Annotated in this window: 3 protein-coding genes; all 3 read right to left on the bottom strand. The window is 71.3% G+C overall.

The window, feature by feature from the left end; all coding sequences use genetic code 11:
- Nucleotides 1-153: 153 nt before the first annotated feature.
- The 3 genes from FHS29_RS02970 to FHS29_RS02960 are packed head-to-tail and all read right to left on the bottom strand — an operon-like array spanning nucleotide 154 to nucleotide 20,154.
- Nucleotides 154-348 carry an MbtH family protein gene (locus FHS29_RS02970; RefSeq protein WP_184687924.1) on the bottom strand — a complete coding sequence of 65 codons (195 nt, stop codon included), beginning with the start codon at nucleotides 346-348 and terminating at the stop codon, nucleotides 154-156.
- Entirely contained in the window at nucleotides 338-1,564 is a 1,227-nt protein-coding gene (locus FHS29_RS02965; protein ID WP_184687923.1) for an MFS transporter, read from the bottom strand. The genes FHS29_RS02970 and FHS29_RS02965 overlap by 11 nt, the downstream gene beginning before the upstream one ends.
- Nucleotides 1,561-20,154 (bottom strand): non-ribosomal peptide synthase/polyketide synthase, encoded by an 18,594-nt coding sequence (locus FHS29_RS02960; protein WP_184687921.1) that lies wholly within the window; start codon nucleotides 20,152-20,154, stop codon nucleotides 1,561-1,563. The genes FHS29_RS02965 and FHS29_RS02960 overlap by 4 nt, the downstream gene beginning before the upstream one ends.
- Between the last annotated feature and the right edge of the window lies 1 nt (nucleotide 20,155).

Raw genomic sequence — 20,155 nt, 5'->3', positions numbered from 1 at the left:
TGTTCTCCCCGTATGGCCTGCCCGCAGGGCTACCGCGCTTGTCAGGGCAGGTCAAGCACGCTTTCCGCTTGACCTGCCCTGACCTCGCCAGACAGGCACACCTCAGGAAGTCTTGAACGGAGCGCCCCGAGCGCCGGACCCCAGAACCCGAGGTCAGCCGCTCATGGCATCCCGCAGCGACTTCGGCCGCATGTCCGTCCACACCGAGTCCACGTAAGCCGAGCACTCGTCCATGGTCCCGGTCTTCCCGTCAGCCACCCAACCCGCCGGCACGGCCTGGTGCGCGGGCCACAGCGAGTACTGGCCCTCGTCGTTGACCAGCACCTGGTAGGCGATGTCAGACCTCATTCGGAACACCTTCCTGTTCAGCCGAATAGCGCCGCAACGTCGGACTGACCGTCACGAACGCGGTTACCAGAGCGATGCCGACCGCGCAGACCAGAACGGCCCGGTCGGCGGACAGGAACTGGGTCAGCAACCCGCCCAGCGCGGGCCCGAGGGCCCCCGCGACCCCCAGCACCACCGACACCACCCCGCTGAGCCGCCCGCGCATCGCGTCGGGCGTCAACAGCATCTGGTGAGTGGCAATCGTCGTGTTCGCGGTGGGCGCCAGCAGCGTCATGAGCGCGAACAACCCACCCATCACATATCCGTCGGACACGAAGTAAGCCACGGGCGTCAACACCGTCAACGCCCAGAACACCGACGCGATCGACACGTACGGCCCGAGCACGCGGTGCAGCCAGGGGGCGATCAGCGCACCCACCACACCGCCCACGCCGAGCATCGCGGCCATCACGCCGATCGCGCCGGACGACACCCCGCGTGCGTCCGCCAGCACCAGGACCACCATGTAGAACGCGGCGAAGAACAGGTTCAGCACCACCGCGCACAGCGCCGTGACCCTGATCTCCTTCCTCTGCCACACCCACCGCAGCCCGTCGCCGATCTCCCGCAGGAAGTGCCGTTCCGAGACGGCCACGGGTTCCCTGGGTGGCATCCGCACAAACAGCAGGGCCACGAACGCCAGGCAGTGCGTCACCAGGTCGAGCAGGAACGGCACGAACCGGCCCACCGCGAACAGCACACCGCCGAGCGCGGTGCCCGCCATCTGGCCCAGCGAGGAACGCGCCGAGTTCATCGCGATCGCCGTGGCCAGCTGGGAGTCCGGCACCAGCCGGGGCAGGCTGGCGTCCTCGGCCGGTTCGAACAGCGCCCGGCAGACGCCCAGCACCGCCGCCACGACGACGATGTGCGCCAGCGTCGCGGTGTCGCTGATCAGGGCGAGCACCAGCGACCCCAACGCGAGGGCCTGCGCCGCCTCGCACGCCAGCATGATCTTCCGGCGGTCCCACCGGTCCACCAGCGCCCCGGCCGGCAGCCCGGCCAGGAACTGCGCGGTGGCGTCCACCGAGAGCACCAGGCCGGCCGCCGCCGGCGACCCGGTCATCGCCAGCACCAGCAGCGGCAGCGCGATCAGCGAGGCGGCGAAGCCCACCTCGGCGACCGCCTGCCCGCCCCACAGCAGCGTGTAGTTCCGGTTGCGCGTCAACGGGACGGTCACAACGCCCCCCGGCAGTCCTCGGCGATGGCCCGCAGCGCGAGCGCGAAGTCCGCGACCACCTGCCGGACCGCGTCCTCGGAGTGCACGTCGGGGTGGTAGTACCAGGAGAACCCGAGGCGCCCGCCGCCGGCCTCGCCGACGACGTCGATCAGGTGCTCGCCGTGGTCGGCGGGGTCGTGCTCCTGCCCGACGGACGGCAGCACGGCCCGGTACAGCCCTTCCGACTCCGCCGATCCCGAATCGAACTGGCCCAGGTAGTTGAACGCCACCACCGGCACGCCGTCGGCCGGCACCCGGCCGTGCTGCCGCAGCGCCCCGTACCCGATGCCGTTGCCCGGCACGGCCCGCAACTGCCGCCGCACGGCCTTGACCCGCGATCGCCAGTCGCCCTCCGGCACTTCCAGCCGCACCGGGTACACCGTGGTGAACCACCCGACGGTCCGGGACAGGTCGACCCCGTCGAACAGGTCCTCGCGGCCGTGCCCTTCCAGGTCGACGGCGACCGTCGTCGACCCGGTCCACCGGGACAGCGACCACGCCAGCGCCGCGAGCAGCGCGTCGTTGATCCGGGTCCGGTAGGCGACCGGCGCACCGCGCAGCAACGCCTCGGTGTCGTCCTCCGACAGTTCGAACGTCACCACCTCGCTGGGCGTGGCGGCCTTCTCCTGCACCGGCAACGGAGCGCTCCAGTACTCCACCTCGTCGTCGAACCCGCCTTCGGCGACGTGGGCCTCCAACCGCCGTGCCCACTCCTGGAACGACGTCGTCTTGGCACCCAGGTCCCCGCCGCCGTACGCGGTCTCCAGGTCGTCCAGCAGGATCCGCCACGACACCCCGTCCACGACCAGGTGGTGCGCCACCAGCAGCAGCAGCGATCGGTCCCCTTCGCGGAACAACACCGCCCGCAGCAGCGGTCCCGTGCCCAGGTCGAAGCTCGCGTGCACCTCGTCCGCGAACGACTCCATGTCGTCCACATCGGACACCTCGGTGAGCACGTCGACGTCCGACACCGCGGCGTTCTCCTGCCGCCACACCCCGTCGACACGGCTGAACCGCATCCGCAGCGCGTCGTGCTGCTCCAGCAGCGCCCGCAACGCACGCCGCAGCGCCGTCACGTCCACCGCCGGGTCCAGCTCGACCAGGTGCGACTGGTTGAAGTGGTGCGGGTTCCGCCGTCCGGAGTGCAGGAACCAGTGCTGGATCGGCGTCAACGGCACGTCGCCGACCACGGCGGCCTGCTCGCCCGCCACGTCCTCCACCGTCACCACGGGCGCGAGCAGCCCGATCGTCTGGTGCAGGAACAGGTCCTTGGTGGTGAACCGGAGCCCGGCCTGCCGCGCCCGTGCCACCACCTGCATGCTCAGGATGGAGTCCCCGCCCAGGCTGAAGAAGTTGTCCGCCGTGCCGACCCGCGGCACGCCCAGCACGTCCGCCCACACGCGGGCCAGTGCCTCCTCCACCGGCCCGGACGGCGGCACGTGCTCGACCGCCGACAGCGCCGAGAAGTCCGGCTCCGGCAACCGCGCCCGGTCGACCTTCCCGTTGGGGCTCACCGGCATGGCGTCCACCGGAACGAACACCGACGGCACCAGGTAGTCGGGCAACGACTCGCCGAGGAACTCCCGCAGCTTGTCCACCGCACCGACGACGTAGGCGACCAGGCGCTTGTGCCCGGCCCCGTCGGTCCGCGCGACCACCACGGCCTCACGCACGTCCGCGTGCCGCAGCAGCGCGGCCTCCACCTCGCCCAGCTCGATCCGGAAGCCGCGGATCTTCACCTGCTCGTCGGCCCGGCCGACGAACTCCAGCTCACCGGAACGCCGCCACCGCACCACGTCGCCCGTGCGGTACATCCGCGAACCCCTGTCGCCGAACGGGTTCGCCACGAACCGGGACGCCGTCAACCCGGGCCGGTCCAGGTAGCCGCGGGCCAGCCCGACGCCCGACACGTACAGCTCGCCGGGAACGCCGATCGGCACCGGCTGCAACGCCGCGTCCAGCACGTAGGCGTGCGTACCCGGAATCGGCCGCCCGATCGGCGGTGTGCCGCCGGGTTCCAGCGGCGAACTCCAGGTGGACACCACGGTCGACTCGGTCGGGCCGTAGGCGTTGATCATCCGGCGGCCGGGCGCCCAGCGGGCCACCAGGTCGGCCGAGCAGGCGTCGCCGCCGACCACCAGCGTCCGGAACTCCGGCAGCGCCACGTCCGGCAGCGTCGCCAGCGCGACCGGCGGGATCAGCGCGTGCGTGACGTGCCGACCGGCCAACACCTCCGCGAGCTGGTCGCCGAGCAGCGGGCCCTCCGGCGGCACGACCAGCGCGGCTCCGGCCGGCAGCGCCATGCACAGCTCCAGCACGGAGGCGTCGAAGCTGGGGGAGGAGAACTCCAGCACCCGGTCGCCGGGCCGCACGTCCAAGTGCGCGACCTCCGCCGCGGAGAACGTCGAGATGCCCGCGTGGGACACCACGACGCCCTTGGGACGCCCGGTCGAACCGGACGTGTAGATCACGTAGGCCGGGTGCTCCGGCCGGACCGCCACGTCGGGGTCGGTGTCGGGCCGTCCGGTCACGTCCACCGCGCCGTCCAGCACCAGCAACGGCTTCGCGTCGGCGAGCATGAGCTCGATCCGCTCCGCCGGGTAGGCCGGGTCGACCGGGAGGAACGCGGCACCGGCCTTCAGCACCGCCAGCTCGGCGGTCACCAGCTCGGCCGACCGCGGCAGCCGCACCGCCACGATCTTCTCCGGCCCGGCCCCCTGCGCGATCAGGTGGTGCGCCAACCGGTTCGCGGCCGCGTTCAGCTGCGCGTAGGTCAGGTCCGCCTCGCCGACCAGCGCCGGCGCGTCGGGAGTGCGTCCGACCTGCGCTTCGAACAGCCGGGCGAACGAGGTGAACGACGCCTCGGCAGGCCCACGGCCGAACTGCTCCACCGTCTCCCGCTCGCCGGACGGCAGCACCGGAAGAGTCCACAGAGGACCTTCCGGCTCGGCCACGATGCCGCTCAGCAGAACGGTCAGGTGCGCGGCCAGCCGTTCCACGGTCTCCGCGTCGAACAGGTCGGTGTTGTACTCGATCGACCCGGCCAGCCCGCCGTCGCCCTCCTCGGTGAACTCCACCGTCACGTCGAACCCGGTGGACGTGACGGGCTGCGCCACGTCCGACGCCTCCAGCCCGGCGAACCCGGACGCCTGCGGCGCGTTCTGCAACGCCACGACGGCCTGGAACAGCGGCGTGCGGCTGGTGTCCCGATCCGGCTGCACGGCGTCGACCACCCGCTCGAACGGCACGTCCTGGTGCGCGAACGCGTCCAGCACGGTGCCCTGCACCTGCTTGAGGAACTCGGGGAACGACAGCAGCGGGTCGATCCGGGCCCGCAGGGTCAGGGTGTTGACGAAGAACCCGACCATCCGCTCGAACTCGGGCCGCTCCCGACCGGACGCGACCGTGCCGATGGCGAAGTCCTCCTGCCCGGACCAGCGGTGGAACAGCACCTGGCACGCCGCGACCAACGCCATGAACAGGGTGCCGTCGTTGCGCCGCGCGATGCCGCGCAAGGCCTCCGTGACGTGGGCGGGCACCGAGAACTCGAACTGCGCGCCCGGAGTCGTGTGCACCGGCGGACGGGGCCGGTCGGTGGGCAGTTCCAGCGCGGGCACACCGGAGAGCTGCGTGCGCCAGTAGTCGAGCTGGACGTCCAGCGGCTGCTCCCGCTGCCACGCCGCGAAGTCCACGTACCGGACGGGCAGCTCGGGCAGCTCGCCACCGGCGTACAGCTCGGCCAGGTCCGCCACCAGCACGCCACCGGACCAGCCGTCGGTGATGATGTGGTGCATCGTCAGCGCCAGCACGTGCTCGTCGGGTCCGGTCCGCACCAGGGCGGGCCGGAACAACGGCCCGGCACCGAGGTCGAACGGCTCGATGGCGGGCATCTCGTCCACCACCGGCAGCGACACCTCGTAGGGCGGGTGGACGACCTGCACCGGCAGCCCGTCCACGGCCGGGAACGTGGTGCGCAACGACTCGTGCCGTGCAACCAGCGCCGACAGCGCCTGCCGCAACCGCTCCACGTCCAGGTCACCGCGCAACCGCACGGCGAACGGCGTCACGTACTCCGTGCCACCGGGGGAGAACTGGTCGAGGAACCACAGCCGTTGCTGCGCGAACGACAACGCGAAGTCGCCTGCCACGCGCGGGATCGGTGCCGGCGTGCCGCCGGTCAACGCCGCTGCGAGGCCGGCCACCGTGGGGTGGTCGAACAACGCGCGAGGCGACAGGTCGAACGTCTCCCGCAACCGGGACGCCACCCGGATGCTCAGGATGGAGTCGCCGCCCAGCGCGAAGAAGTTGTCCTCCGCGCCGACGCGCGGCAGACCCAGCACGTCCTCCCAGACGCCGGCCACCAACCGCTCGGCCTCCGTGCGGGGGGCGACGAACCCGTCACCCACCGACGCGTCCCGCTCCGGCGCGGGCAGCGCGGCCCGGTCCAACTTGCCGTTCGCGTTGAGCGGCAGGCGGTCCAGCGTCACGTAGGCGGTCGGCACCATGTAATCGGGCAGCTCCAGCGCCGCGTGGTCACGCAACGCCGACACCGCCACGTCGTCGGCGGCCACCACGTACGCGACCAGCCGTTCGTCCCGCACCACCACGGCGACCTGCCGCACCGACGGGTACGACGCCAGCACCGCCTCGATCTCACCGAGTTCGATCCGGAACCCCCGGATCTTCACCTGGTGGTCCGCCCGGCCGAAGTACTCCAGCTTCCCGTCGACCCAGCGGGCCAGGTCGCCCGTCCGGTACATCCGGGAACCGGCCGCACCGAACGGGTTCGCCACGAACCGCGACGCGGTGAGTCCCGGTCGGTTCAGGTAGCCGCGTGCCAGGCCTGGCCCGGCCACGTACATCTCCCCGGTGACGCCGGGTGGCACCGGCCGGAGGTCGTCGTCGAGCACGTAGACCCGGAGGTCGGGGATGGGTTGTCCGATGGTGCCGTCGGCTGGTGTGTAGGTGACGTGGACGGTGGTTTCGGTGATGCCGTACATGTTGATGAGTTGTCCGGTGCCGTGCCAGTTCTGGACTTTGTGCATGTCCAGGGCTTCGCCGCCGAAGATGACGTAGCGCGGGTCGGGCTGTTCGGGCAGCAACTGGTAGAACGCCGACGGCGTCTGGTTGAGCACGGTGACACCTTCGTCCCGCAGCAGCCGGGCGAAGTCGCGCGGTGAACGGGAGATGTCATACGGCACTACGACAAGCCGTCCGCCGTGCAGTAGCGGTCCCCACAGTTCCCAGACGGAGAAGTCGAAGGCGTAGCTGTGGAACAGCGTCCAGACGTCGTCGGGTCCGAAGTCGAACCAGTGGTCGGTGGCCGAGAACAGGCGCACCACGTTGCCGTGCGGGATCACCACGCCCTTGGGCTTACCCGTCGAACCGGACGTGTAGATCACGTAGGCCGGGTGCTCCGGCCGCAATGCCACTTCCGGGGCGACCGCGGGATAGCCGTCGAGTTCAGGCAGCCCGTCCAGCACCACCACCGGCTCGGCGTCGACGATCATGCCCGCGATCCGGTCGGCCGGGTACGCCGGGTCGATCGGCACGTAGGCCGCACCGGCCTTCAGCACGCCCAGCACCGCGACGACCAGATCCAGCGATCGCGGCAGCACCAGGCCCACGAACCGTTCCGGTCCGGCCCCGGCGGCGATCAGGTGGTGCGCCAACCGGTTCGCCTGCTCGTCCAGCCGGCGGTAGGTCATACCGACGCCTTGGAACGTGACCGCGACGGCGTCGGGCGTCCGCGTCACCTGCTCGGCGAACAGGTGCGGGATGGTGCCGGTGGGCAGGTCGGCGGCGGTGCCGTTCCACTCGACCAGCACCTGGCCGAGCTCGTCCTCGGACAGCCACGGCAGTTCGCCGACGGACCGCTGCGGGTTCTCGCCCACTGCGGTGAGCAGCCGGGTCAACCACTCGCCGAGCCGCCCGATGGTGGCCGCGTCGAACAAGCGGGGGTCGTAGGTCAGCTCGACGTGCAGCGCCTCGTCCACGTGCGCCCGCACGGTCAGCGGGAACGTGGTCGTGTCCAGGCCGTCGACCTCACCGACCTGCGGTGCGTCGTCGGAGGTGGCTTCGACCGGGTAGTTCTCGAACGCCAGCAGGCTGTCGAACAGCCGTCCGCCGGCCCACGACTGGACCTGGGCCAACGACACGAAGTCGAACCGCCGCGACTCGGTCTGGGCCTCCTGCAACCGCCGCAGCCACGGCACGACCTCGTCCTGCGAGTCGACGGCCACCCTGGTCGGCACGGTATTGATGAACATGCCGACCATGTCCTCGACGCCGGGCAGCTCGGCCGGGCGCCCGGACACGGTGGTGCCGAACACGACCTCCCGCTCACCCGAGACCCGGGCCAGCAGCAGCGCCCAAGCGCCCTGCACCAGCGTGTTGACGGTCAGCCCGTTCGCCCGTGCCACCTCGTCCAGCCGCGCCGCCGGCAGCTCCAGCACCACCTGCGCGGACGACTCGGCGCGGTGCGCGTCGGTCGGCGGCCGGTCGTACGGCAGGGGAGTGGGCGTGGTGAACCCGGCGAGCACGCCGCGCCAGTGCTCCTCGGCCACCGCCGGGTCCTGCGCGGCCAGCCACTCCAGGTAGTCGCGGAAGGGCCGCCGGGCCACCGGGTCGACGCCCGCGTACTCGGCCAGCACCTCGCCGAACACCTGGGCGGTGCTCCAGCCGTCCAGCAGCAGGTGGTGCGAGGTCCACAGCAGGTCGACCTCGCGCTCGGACACCTTCCCGATCACCAGCCGCATCAACGGCGCCCGCGTGAGGTCCAAGCCCGCCCGGGCGTCCCGTTCGACCAGCTCGTCGGTCACTGGCGCGTACTCGACCGGCACGACGACATCGCGGTGCACCACCTGCAACGGCTCGTCCACGCCTTCCCACACGACACTCGTGCGCAGGATCGGAGTCCGGTCGACCACCCGTTGCCAGGCCTTTGCCAGGCGTTCCGGGTCGTCCACATTGGACAGCCGGACACGGAGCTGGTTGAAGTAGGCCGTGCTGTCGTCCACCAGGCTGTGGAACAACATGCCGGTCTGCAAGGGCGTGAGCGGGTAGATGTCCTCCACGTCGCGGCCCACGACGAGATCGACCTGCGCTTGGGTGAGGCGCGCCAACGGGAAGTCGGACGGCGTCCGCCCCCAGGACTCCGGGGACGCGCAGTGCGCCACGATCTCGCGGAGCGCGTCCACCATCCGGTCCGCCAACGCCCGCACGGCCGCCTCGTCGTGCGCCTGCGTCGAGTACTCCCAGTCCAGCGTCAGCTCACCGTCGGCCACGGCGGCGGTGATGTCCAGCAGGTGCGGCCGGTTCAGGTCGTCGGGCACCTCGCGCCCGTGCTCGCCCTCGCCGAACGTGCCGGACTCGAACTGCCCCAGGTAGTTGAAGCACACGCGGGGCAGCGCGCCGGTCAACCCGCGATCGGCGTACCGCAGGGCCTCGTAGCTCAGGCCCTTGTCCGGCACCGACCGCAGCTGCTCCTTCACCGCCTTGAGCGCGGCACCCCAGTCGTCGGACGGGATCTCCAGCTCCACCGGGAACTGCGCGGTGAACCAGCCGACCGTGCGGGACAGGTCGACGTCGAACAGCTCCTCACGGCCGTGGCCTTCGAGCGTCACCAGGGCACGGCCCGCGAACGCCGCCGTCAACGCGGTCAGCAGCACGTCGTTGACCTGCGTCCGGTACGCCTCGGGCACCTTGTGCAGCAGGGCGTCCGTGTCGGCCCGGTCCAGCGTCACCGACACGCTCCGCGCGCTGCCCGCCGTGGTGGGAACCGGCTCGTCCACCGGCATCCCGGCCCAGTGCGGCAGGGCGTCGTCGAACGCGCCGGACCGGACGTGCGCGTCCAGCCGGTGCGCCCAGTCGGTGAACCCGGTGCTCTTGGGTTCCAGGTCGCGGCCCTCGTAGGCGGTCTGGAGGTCGGCCAGGACGATCCGCCACGACACCGCGTCCACCACGAGGTGGTGGGCGGTGAGGAACAGCTTGCCGTCGGGGAACAGCACGGCCTGGAGCAGCGGTCCGTGCCGCAGGTCCAGGCTCGTCCGGGCCAGGTCCGCCTCAGCGGCGTAGTCCAGTGTGGCGGCCAGGCGCAGCACGTCGACCTCGCTGTCCGCCACCTCCTGCCGCCACTGGCCGTCCACCTGGGTGAACCGGGTCCGCAGGGCGTCGTGGTGCTCGACGACCTTACGGAGCGCCTCGCGCAACGCGGGCACGTCCACGTCCTCGAAGTCGGTGAAGACCGACATGGTGAAGTGCGCCAACGGACCGTGCTCGGTGAAGAACCAGCGCTGGATCGGGGTGAGCGGAGCCGGACCGGTCACCACCCGGTGCGTGGTCCCGGTGTCGGCGGTGACCGCGAGGGCGAGGTCGGCGACGGTCTGCCGCAGGAAGATGTCCTTGGACGTCAACCGCATCCCGGCCTGGCGGGCCCGCGACACGACCTGCATGCTCAGGATCGAGTCGCCGCCGAGGGCGAAGAAGTTGTCCTTCGCGCCGACCCGCTCGACACCCAGCACGTCGGCCCAGATCGCGGCCAGGTCGGTGGCGATGCCCGGTGCGGGCGGCACGTACCCGGCGTCGGTGAACGTCGGCGCGGGCAGTGCCCGGCGGTCCACCTTGCCGCTCGGGGTCATCGGGATGCCGTCCAGCGGCACGAACGCCGACGGCACCAGGTAGTCGGGCAGCCGGTCTTTCAGCCACCCGGCCAGGTCCGTCGCCGTGCCCACGGTGTAGGCGACGAGCCGCTGGTGCCCGTTGTGCTCCCGCGCCACCACAACGGCCTGCGTCACGTCAGGGTGGTGCAGGAGTGCCGCTTCCACCTCACCCAACTCGATCCGGAAACCGCGGATCTTGACCTGGTCGTCGTCTCGGCCGAGGTATTCCAGTTGGTCGCCGACCCAGCGGACGCGGTCGCCGGTGCGGTACATCCGGGCGCCCGCTGAGGACTGTGTGGCGAACGGGTCGGGCAGGAACCGCTGGGCGGTCAGGCCGGGCCGGTTCAGGTAGCCGCGCGCGACCTGCGCGCCGGCGATGAACAGCTCGCCGGGCACACCCGTCGGCACCGGCTGGAGGTTCTCGTCCAGCACGTACGCGACCAGGTTGTGCAGCGGACGCCCGATGAGCGGCCGGTCGCCCGTCACCAGCGTGGAGACGGCGTCGACCGTGGTCTCGGTGGGGCCGTAGAAGTTGTACACGCGCGTCGGCCCGTGGGCCAGTCGGCGCCACAGCGACTCCGGCAGCGCCTCGCCGCCGAGCATCAGGACCTTCGGCTTGTGGTCGCCGTCGAGCAGTCCGGCGGGCAGCAGCTGCTGCACGTAGGACGGGGTGAGGTCGAGGAAGTCGATCCGGTGTTCGCGGACGTAGTCCACCAGTGCCGCGGGTTCCAACCGGACGTCGTCGGTCAGCACGTGCAGCTCGTGGCCGTCGGCCATGAGCATCGGGCCTTCCCATGACGTGTCGAACGAGAACACGGCCGACAGCGCGACCCGCAGCGGCTCGGACGCGAAGTCGTTGCGGTGGTTGTGCAGGAGGTTCACCAGCTGGCGGTGCTCGACCACGACACCCTTGGGCGTACCGGTGGAGCCGGACGTGTAGATCACGTACGCCCCGTGATCGGGGCGCACCGACACGTCGCGCTTCGACGGCGGGCAGGCGGTGAGGTCCGGCCAGACGTCCAGGACCAGCGCCGGATCGGCGTCCCGCAGCAGGAAGTCGATCCGCTCGCGCGGCAGGTCCCGGTCGATCGGCAGGTACACCGCGCCCGCCTTGTGCACGGCGAGGATCGCCACGACGACGTCGGCGGAACGCGGCAACATCACCGCGACCGTCCGCTCCGGCGACGCGCCCTGTGCGATCAGGTGGTGGGCCAACCGATTCGCTCGCGCGTCCACCTCTGCGAACGTCAGGCGCGTGTCGCCGCACACCAGCGCGGTCGTGTCGGGCGTCCGCGCGGCCTGGGCCTCGAACAGGGCCGGGAACGTCGTGACCGGGACGTCCAGAGCCCTGCCGCGCGCGTCGGGCTCGTCGCCCAGCAGCAGCGGGATCTCGGCGAGCGGCCGGTCGGGCGATGTCGTGATGCCGGCCAGCAACGCGATCAGGTGCCGGGTCATCCGGTCGATCGTGGCGGCGTCGAACAGGTCGGTGCTGTACTCGACCGCGCCCAGCAGCTCGCCGTCCGACTCGCCGAACTCGAACGTCACGTCGCAGGTCGCCGTGGACAGCGGCAGCGGCAGCTCCTCCACCCGCAGACCCGGCAGGGGCGGTACTTCGGACGCGGTGTTCTGCAGCAGCACCATCACGTCGAACAGGGCGTTGCGGCTCGGGTCGCGGTCCGGGCGCACGGCCTCCACGACCCGCTCGAACGGCACGTCCTGGTTCGCGAACCCGTCCAGCACGGTGGTCCGCACGTCGGTCAGGAACTCGTCGAAACCGCGAGCGGTGTCCACGGTGGATCGCAGCACGATCGTGTTGACGAACAACCCGACCACGTCGTCCAGCTCGGCGCGACCACGTCCGGACACCGCCGTGCCGACCGCGATGTCGTCCTGGCCGGTGTACCGGGCCAGCAGCGCCTGGCACGCCGCGACCAGCGCCGTGAACAGGGTGTCCCCGCGCCGTTGCGCCAAGTCCTTCAGCGCGGAGGCGACCTCCGCCGGCACGGTGAACGAGTGCATCGCACCCGCTCCGCTGCGCACCGCCGGACGTGGCCGGTCGGTCGGCAACTCCAGCGGCGGCACATCGGCCAGCTTCTCTGCCCAGTAGTCGATCGGTGGTTCTTGCTGCCACGCGGTGAAATCGACGTACTGGACGGCCAGCGGCGGCAGGTTTTCGCCCGAGTACAACGCGCCGAGGTCACGCGCCAGCACGCCGGTCGACCAGCCGTCGGTAATGATGTGGTGCAGCGTCAGCACGAACACGTGGTCGTCATCGGCCACCCGTACCAACCGCGCCCGCACCAACGGGCCTTGCCGCAGGTCGAACGGTGTCTCGGCTTCCTGCCGCAACACCGCCTCCCAGGAGCCCTCCTCGACCGGAAGCGGCACCTCGAACGGCTCACCGATGATCTGGACGTCGTCGCCGAAGGTGGTGCGCAACGACTCGTGCCGGACGACCAGTCCGTTCACCGCACGCCGCAACGCGTCGAGGTCGAGCGGTCCACGCAGCCGCAGCGCGGTCGGCGTGACGTACTCGGTGCCGCCGGGCTCGAACTGGTCGAGGAACCACAGTCGCCGTTGCGCCGGGGACTGGGGGTGGACGCCACCGCGCGGGATCACCGGGATGGCGTCCACCACTGACACGCCGGAGATCGCGGTCGCGAGTCCGGACACCGTGGGGTTCTGGAACACGGCACGGGGCGACAGCTGCGCCCCGAAGGCCGCTCGAAGCCGTGACGTGACGTTGATGCTGAGGATGGAGTCGCCACCGAGCGCGAAGAAGTTGTCGTCCGCACCGACCCGCGGCAGCCCGAGCACGTCGGCCCAGATCGCGGCGACGGTCCGCTCGGCCTCGGTGCGCGGCTCGGTGTACTCGCCGGTGAACTCGGGCTCGGGAAGGGCCCGCCGGTCGACCTTGCCGCTGGGGGACAACGGGAAGGCGGCCAGCTCCACCACGGCGGACGGCACGAGGTAGTCCGGCAGGGTCGAACCCAGCACGGCACGGGCGTCGTCCTCGGGCGTGCCGGTGACGTAGCCGACGAGACGGCCGTTCCGGACGATCACGACCGCGTCCCGCACACCGGGCACGGACCGCAGTGCGGCCTCCACCTCGCCCGGCTCGATCCGGAAGCCGCGGATCTTAACCTGGTCGTCGGCCCGGCCCAGGTACTCCAGCCTCCCGTCCAGCCACCGCACGCGGTCACCGGTCCGGTACATCCGTGCGCCGGCCGTGGAACCGGACGCCGCGCGGAACGGGTCGGGCAGGAACCGCTGCGCGGTCAGGCCGGGACGCCCCAGGTAGCCGCGAGCGACCTGCACGCCGCCCACGAACAGCTCACCCACCACACCCGGCGGCACCGGCCGCAGGTCGCCGTCCAGCACGTAGGCGACGACGTTGTGCAGCGGGCGCCCGATCATCGGCCGGTCGCCGGTGACCTCGGTGGCCACGGCGTCGACCGCGGTCTCGGTGGGGCCGTAGTAGTTGAACCCGGTGACGGGCGAATTCGCGACCTGCTGCCACAGCGCGGCGTCCACCGCCTCGCCGCCCAGCAGCAGCCGGCGGAGACCGGACTCCAGCAGACCGGCGGCGATCAGCCGGTGGGCGTAGGACGGCGTGAGGTCGAGCGTGCCGATGCCGTGCGTTCGCACGTACTCCACCAGCGCGGCCGGGTCGAGGCGCAGTTCGTCGTCGATGACGTGCAGTTCGTTGCCCGCGGCCAGGAACAGCAGGCCTTCCCACGACGTGTCGAACGAGAACGTGGCCGTGACGGCGAACTTGGTGGGGGTTGCCATCAGGTCGTGCCGGTTGGCGTAGAACAGGTTCGCGAGCTGGCCGTGCTCGACCACGACACCCTTCGGCCTGCCGGTCGAGCCGGACGTGTAGATCACGTAGGCAGCCTGGTCCGGGCGCAGCGTCACCGGGGGAGCGGTGTCGGGCAGGCCGGACGTGTCGGGCAGCCGGTCCAGCACGAGGGCCGGGTTCGCGTCGTCGAGCAGGAAGTCGATGCGGTCGGCCGGCAGTTCGGGGTCGACGGGGAGGTACACCGCGCCGGCCTTGAGCACCGCCAGCACGGCCACCACCAGGTCGCCCGAACGCGGCATCCGCACCGCGACCGTCCGCTCCGGGCCGGCCCCTCTCTCGATCAGGTGGTGCGCGAGGCGGTTCGCCCGGACGTCGAGTTCGGCGAACGTGAGCCTCCTGTCGTGGAACACCAGCGCGGTGGCGTCGGGCGACTTGCGAGCCTGCTCGGCGAACACCTCGGGGTACGGCGTGCGCGGTGTGTCGAGCGCGGTCCGGTTCCACTCGACCAGCACGCGCCGCTCGTCCTCCGGCGAGAGCCAGGGCAGGTCGGCGATCCGGGCGTCGGTGTCCCGCACGAGCGCGGTCACCAGGTCGCCCAGCCAGCCGGCGAGGCGCTCGGCGGTGGCGGTGTCGAAGAGGTCCGGGTCGTAGGCGAGGTCCAGGTTCAGCCGGTCGGTGACGGACGCGGTCAGCGCGAGCGGCAGGGTGGTGTTGTCCACCGCGTCGATCTCGACCACCTGCGGTCCGTCGCCGGTCCGCTCGAACGGGTAGTTCTCGAACACGACCACGCTGTCGAACAGCCGGGTGCCCGACCACGACTGGATGTCGGCCAGCGAAGTGTGGTCGTACCGGCGTGCTTCACCCTGCGCGGCTTGCAGCGCACGCAGCCATGCACCGACCTGGGCCGCGGTGTCCACGGTCACCCTGGTCGGCACCGTGTTGATCAGCATGCCGACCATCGACTCGACACCGGGCAGCTCGGCCGGGCGTCCGGACACCGTGCTGCCGAACACCACGTCGCGCTCGCCGGAAACCCTGGAGAGCAACAGCGCCCAGGCGCCTTGCACCACCGTGTTGACGGTCAGCCCCGCACGCTGCGGGGCGTCGCCGAGGTCGGCGCTGATCCGCACCGACTCCGTCGCCTCGGCCCGGTGCGCCTCGGCCGGCGACCGGTCGTACGGCAGCGGCGTCGGTCCGTCCACATCGGACAGCGTCGCGCGCCAGTAGGCCTCGGTGTCGTCCTGGTCGGCCAGCCAGCGCAGGTAGTCGCGGAAGGGTCGACGGGCGGGCAGCCGCGCGGGTTGCCCGGTGGTGATGGCGCGGTAGTGCTCCAGGACTTCGCCGAACACCTGGCCGGTGCTCCAGCCGTCCAGGATCACGTGGTGCGACGACCAGACCAGTTCCACCCGCTCCGCCGACAGCGGCGTGACGCGGACGCGGAGCAGCGGCGCCACCCCGAGGTCGATCTCGCCGTCGGACGGCAGCGTGACGTTGCGGTGCACGACCTGCACCGGCTCGGCCACCCCGTCCCACACCACGCTGCTGCGCAGCACCGGGGTGCGGTCCACCACCCGTTGCCACGCCTCGGCCAACGCGGCGGGATCGGTGACGCCGTCCAGCACCAGCCGCATCCGGTCCACGTACGCACCGGGTTCCACCAGGCTGTGGAACACCATGCCGGCCTGCAACGGCGTCAGCCGGTAGATGTCCTCCACGTCGGGACCGGCGATCCGGTCGACTTGCTCCTGGGTGAGCCGCGCCAGTGGGAAGTCCGACGGGGTGTGCCCGCCGGCGTCCGGGGACGCGCAGTGCGCCACGATCTCCCGCAACGCGTCGAGCATCCGTTCGGCCAACCGCCGCACGGTCGCGCCGTCGTGGACGTTCTCGGAGTACTGCCAGCTCAGCTCCAACTCGCCGTGCTCGACCAGGCCGGTCACTTCGAGCAGCTGGGTGCGGGTCTGGTCGGGCGCGAGGTCGTCACCGACGGAATCCCGACGAGCGCGGTAGAACCCGCCGTCGGCCACCTCGAACCGGCCGTGGTAGTTGAACGCGATCGCGGGCAGCGGAGTGCCGACGCCCAGCGCCTCGAAGCTCAAACCCCGGTGCGGCACGGCGCGCAGGGCTTCCTTGACGGTCTTGAGCGTGCGGCCCCAGTCGTCGGAAGTCTCCAGCACCACCGGGAACTGCGTGGTGAACCAGCCGACCGTGCGGGACAGGTCGGCGTCGAACAGCTCCTCGCGGCCGTGGCCCTCCAACGCGACGCTCACCGAGTCACGCCCGGTCCACTCGGCCAGCACGCGCCCCAGAGCGCTCAGCAGCACGTCGTTGACCTGCGTCCGGTACACCGGGGGTACGTGGTGCAGCACGGCGTCGGTCGTCTCGCGGTCCAGCCGCACGGACACGACCCGCGCGGAATCCGCGGTGTTCGGGCCGTCACGGTCCACCGGCAGCGCCACCGGCTCGGGCAGCGACCGCCAGTAGTGCAGCGCGTCGTCCAACGCACCGGACCGCACGTGCTCGTCCAGCAGGTGCGCCCACTGCGTGAACGACGTGCCGACCGGCTCCAGCGTGACACCCCGATAGGCCTTTTCGAGGTCTTCCAACAAGATCCGCCACGACACACCGTCGACAGCGAGGTGGTGCACGGTCAGCAGCAGCTTCGGGTGCGCGCCGCGGAACAGCACGGTCCGCAGCAACGGCCCTTCGGAGATGTCGAGGCTCTGCTGCGCGGCGCGCGCATGCTCCTCCACGGCCGCATCGGCCTCGACGCGGAACGCGTCCTCATGCACATCGGCGACTTCCTGCACCCACCGCCCGTCCTCTTGGCGGAACCGCAGCCGCAGCGCGTCGTGGTGCTCGACCACAGTGTGGACGGCGGTCCGCAACGCCTCCTCGTCCACCGACGCCTCCAGCTCCACCAGCAGCGTCATGGTGAAGTGCGCCAGCGGCCCGTGCTCGGCGAAGAACCAGCGCTGGATCGGCGTGAGCGGCGCGGGACCGGTGAACAGCCGCTCCGGCTGGGGTTCCGCGACCGCAGCCGCGACCAGCGCGAGCTCGGCGACGGTCTGGTGCCGGAACACGTCCCGCGAGGTGAGCTGGAACCCGGCCTGCCGCGCCCGCGACACCAGCTGGATGGACAGGATGGAGTCGCCGCCCAGCGTGAAGAAGTTGTCGTGCGCCCCGACCCGGTCCGCGCCGAGCACCTCGGCCCAGATCCGGGCCAGCTCCGCCTCGGCGGGGGTGGCCGGTGCGACGAAGTCCTGCGACGTGGTCTGCGGGGCGGGCAGCGCCGCCCGGTCCAGCTTCCCGTTGGGGGTCAGCGGGATGTGGTCCAGCTCCACGAACGCGGCCGGGATCTGGTAGTCCGGCAGCAGCCGCTTGAGGTGGTCGCGCAGGTCGACCGGTCCACCGGACACGGTGTAACCGACGAGCCGGGTGTGCCCGTTGTCGGTCCGGGCGACGACGGCCGCCTCGGTGACGTCCGGATGGCTCAACAGCGCCGCTTCCACCTCGCCCGGCTCGACCCGGAATCCCCGGATCTTGACCTGGTCGTCGTCTCGGCCGAGGTATTCCAGCTGTTCGCCGACCCAGCGGACGCGGTCGCCGGTGCGGTACATCCGCGCGCCCGCCGAAGACTGTGTGGCGAACGGGTCGGGCAGGAACCGCTGGGCGGTCAGGCCGGGCCGGTTCAGGTAGCCACGGGTGACCTGCGCCCCGCCGATGTACAGCTCGCCGGGCACACCCACGGGCTGGGGCTGGAGGTTGGCGTCCAGCACGTAGACGGCCACGTTGCGCAGCGGACGCCCGATGACCGGCCGATCACCGACGACCGGGGTGGCGGTGGCGTCGACCGTGGTCTCGGTGGGGCCGTAGTAGTTGTAAGCCTGGATCGGGGCCTCGGTCAGCTCACGCCACAACGACGCGCCGAGGGCTTCTCCGCCGAGCAGGAGGAACTTCGGCTTGTGATCGCCGTCGAGCAGGCCGTTGGGCAGGAGCTGCTGCACGTAGGACGGTGTGAGGTCGAGCATGTCGATCCGGTGGTCTTGCACGTACTGGAGCAGCGCACCCGGTTCGAGGCGGACGTCGTCGGTGAGCACGTGCAGCTCGTGGCCGTTCGCCATGAGCGCCAAGCCCTCCCACGACGTGTCGAACGAGAACACCGCCGACAGCGCGACGCGCAGGCGCTGCGCGGCGAATTCCTCGCGGTGGTTGTGCAGGAGGTTCACCAGGTGACGGTGCTCGACCACGACGCCCTTGGGCTTGCCGGTCGAGCCGGAGGTGTAGATCACGTAGGCCGCGTTGTCGGATCTGAGCCTGACCGCGGGCGGCGAGTCGAGCATGCCGGCCGTGTCCACCGGCCCGTCGATCACCCGCACCGCACCGGAATCCTCCAGGAGGTGCGCGCGGCGCTGTTCCGGCAGCGCCGGGTCGACCGGGAGGTACACCGCGCCGGCCTTCAGCACGCCGAGGATCGCCACCACCGCGTCCACGCTGCGGGGCAGTGACAGCGCGACGACCTGCTCGGGCTGGACACCGTCCGCGACGAGGCGCTGCGCCAGCCGGTTCGAGCGGGCTTCCAGTTCGGCGAACGTCAACCGCTCGTCGTCGCACACCACGGCGCCGGCATCGGGCGTCAGGGCGGCCTGCGCCGCGAACAGCTCCGGGAACGTGGTGTCCGGGACGTCCAGCACCTCGCCGTGCGCGTCGGGCTCGTCACCGATCAGCAGTGACACGGCGGCCAGCGGGCGGCGGGGTTCCGCGACGATCCGGGCCAGCAGGATGAGCAGGTGGCGGCTCATCCGCTCGACCGTGGCCTGGTCGAAGAGGTCCGTGTTGTACTCGACCAGCCCGTGGATGCCGTCGCCGGTCTCGGTGAAGTCGATGCTGAGGTCGAAGATCGCCTTGCGCCGGGTGAGGGGGTGCTCCGCGATCTCCAGGCCGGGTAGGGCGGGCAGCGCGCGGCCGACGTTCTGCATCGACACCATCACGTCGAACAGCGGCGTGCGGCTCGGGTCGCGATGCGCCCCGACGGCCTCCACCACCCGGTCGAACGGCACGTCGTCGTGCGCGAACGCGTCCAGGGTGACGTTCTTGGTCTGGTTCAGGAACTCCTCGAACGAGCAGGAGGTGTCCACAGTGGACCGGATCACCACGGTGCCGATGAAGAACCCGACCAGCCGCTGCAACTCCGGGCGGCCACGACCGCTCGTCACGGTGCCGACCGCGATGTCGTCCTGACCGGTGTACCGGGCCAGCAGCACCTGGCCGGCCGCCAGCAGCGTGGTGAACAGCGTGGTCTCGTGGGTGCGGGCCAGCTCGGCGAGCCGTGCGGACAGAGTGGCGGGCACGGTGAACTCGTGGGTCGCGCCGGTGGACGTCCGCTCGGCGGGCCGCGGCCGGTCGGTCGGCAGCTCCAGCGGTTCGACGCCGGTCAGCCGGTCCCGCCAGTAGTCGACCTTCACCGGCTGTTCCCGCTGCCACACCGCGAAGTCGGCGTACTGCAACGCGGGCGGCGGCAGCGTCTGCCCCTGGTACAGCGCACCCAGTTCTTCCACCAGCACACCGAGCGACCAGCCGTCGACCACGATGTGGTGGGACGTCAGCAGCAGCACGTGGTCGTCGGACGCGACCCGCACGAGCAGCGCGCGGAACAGCGGTCCGTGTTCGAGGTCGAACGGCCGCTCCACCTCGGCCCGCAACGTCCCGTCCAGGTCGATCGTGTCGATCAGCGGCACGTCGAGGTGCAGGTCCTCGTGCACGACCTGCACGGGCTGCCCGTCCACCTGGCTGAACGTGGTCCGCAGCGATTCGTGCCGGTGCACGAGGTCGCGCAGCACACCGGTCAGCCGCGCCACGTCGAGGTCGCCGCGCAGCCGCAGGGCCAACGCGCTGTTGTACTCGGTGTCACCGGGCTGGAACTGGTCGAGGAACCACAGCCGCTGCTGGCCGGGCGACAGCGGCAGCGGACCGGTGCGCGGGGCGGTCGGGATGGTCGCGGCCGGCGCGGACTTCCCGGCCAGTCGGTTGCGCAGGCGCTCCCGCAGGTGGGCGGGCAGCGCGTCGATGCGGCTTTCCTTGGACGTCGTCATG

The organism is Saccharothrix tamanrassetensis, assembly GCF_014203665.1.
GTDB lineage: Bacteria > Actinomycetota > Actinomycetes > Mycobacteriales > Pseudonocardiaceae > Actinosynnema > Actinosynnema tamanrassetense.
This window is presented reverse-complemented; position numbering and strand designations above follow the sequence as displayed.

Coding starts and splice junctions, on each gene's coding strand:
- FHS29_RS02970 (WP_184687924.1), bottom strand. CDS start 348: ATGAGGTCTGACATCGCCTACCAGGTGCTGGTCAACGACGAGGGCCAG.
- FHS29_RS02960 (WP_184687921.1), bottom strand. CDS start 20,154: ATGACGACGTCCAAGGAAAGCCGCATCGACGCGCTGCCCGCCCACCTG.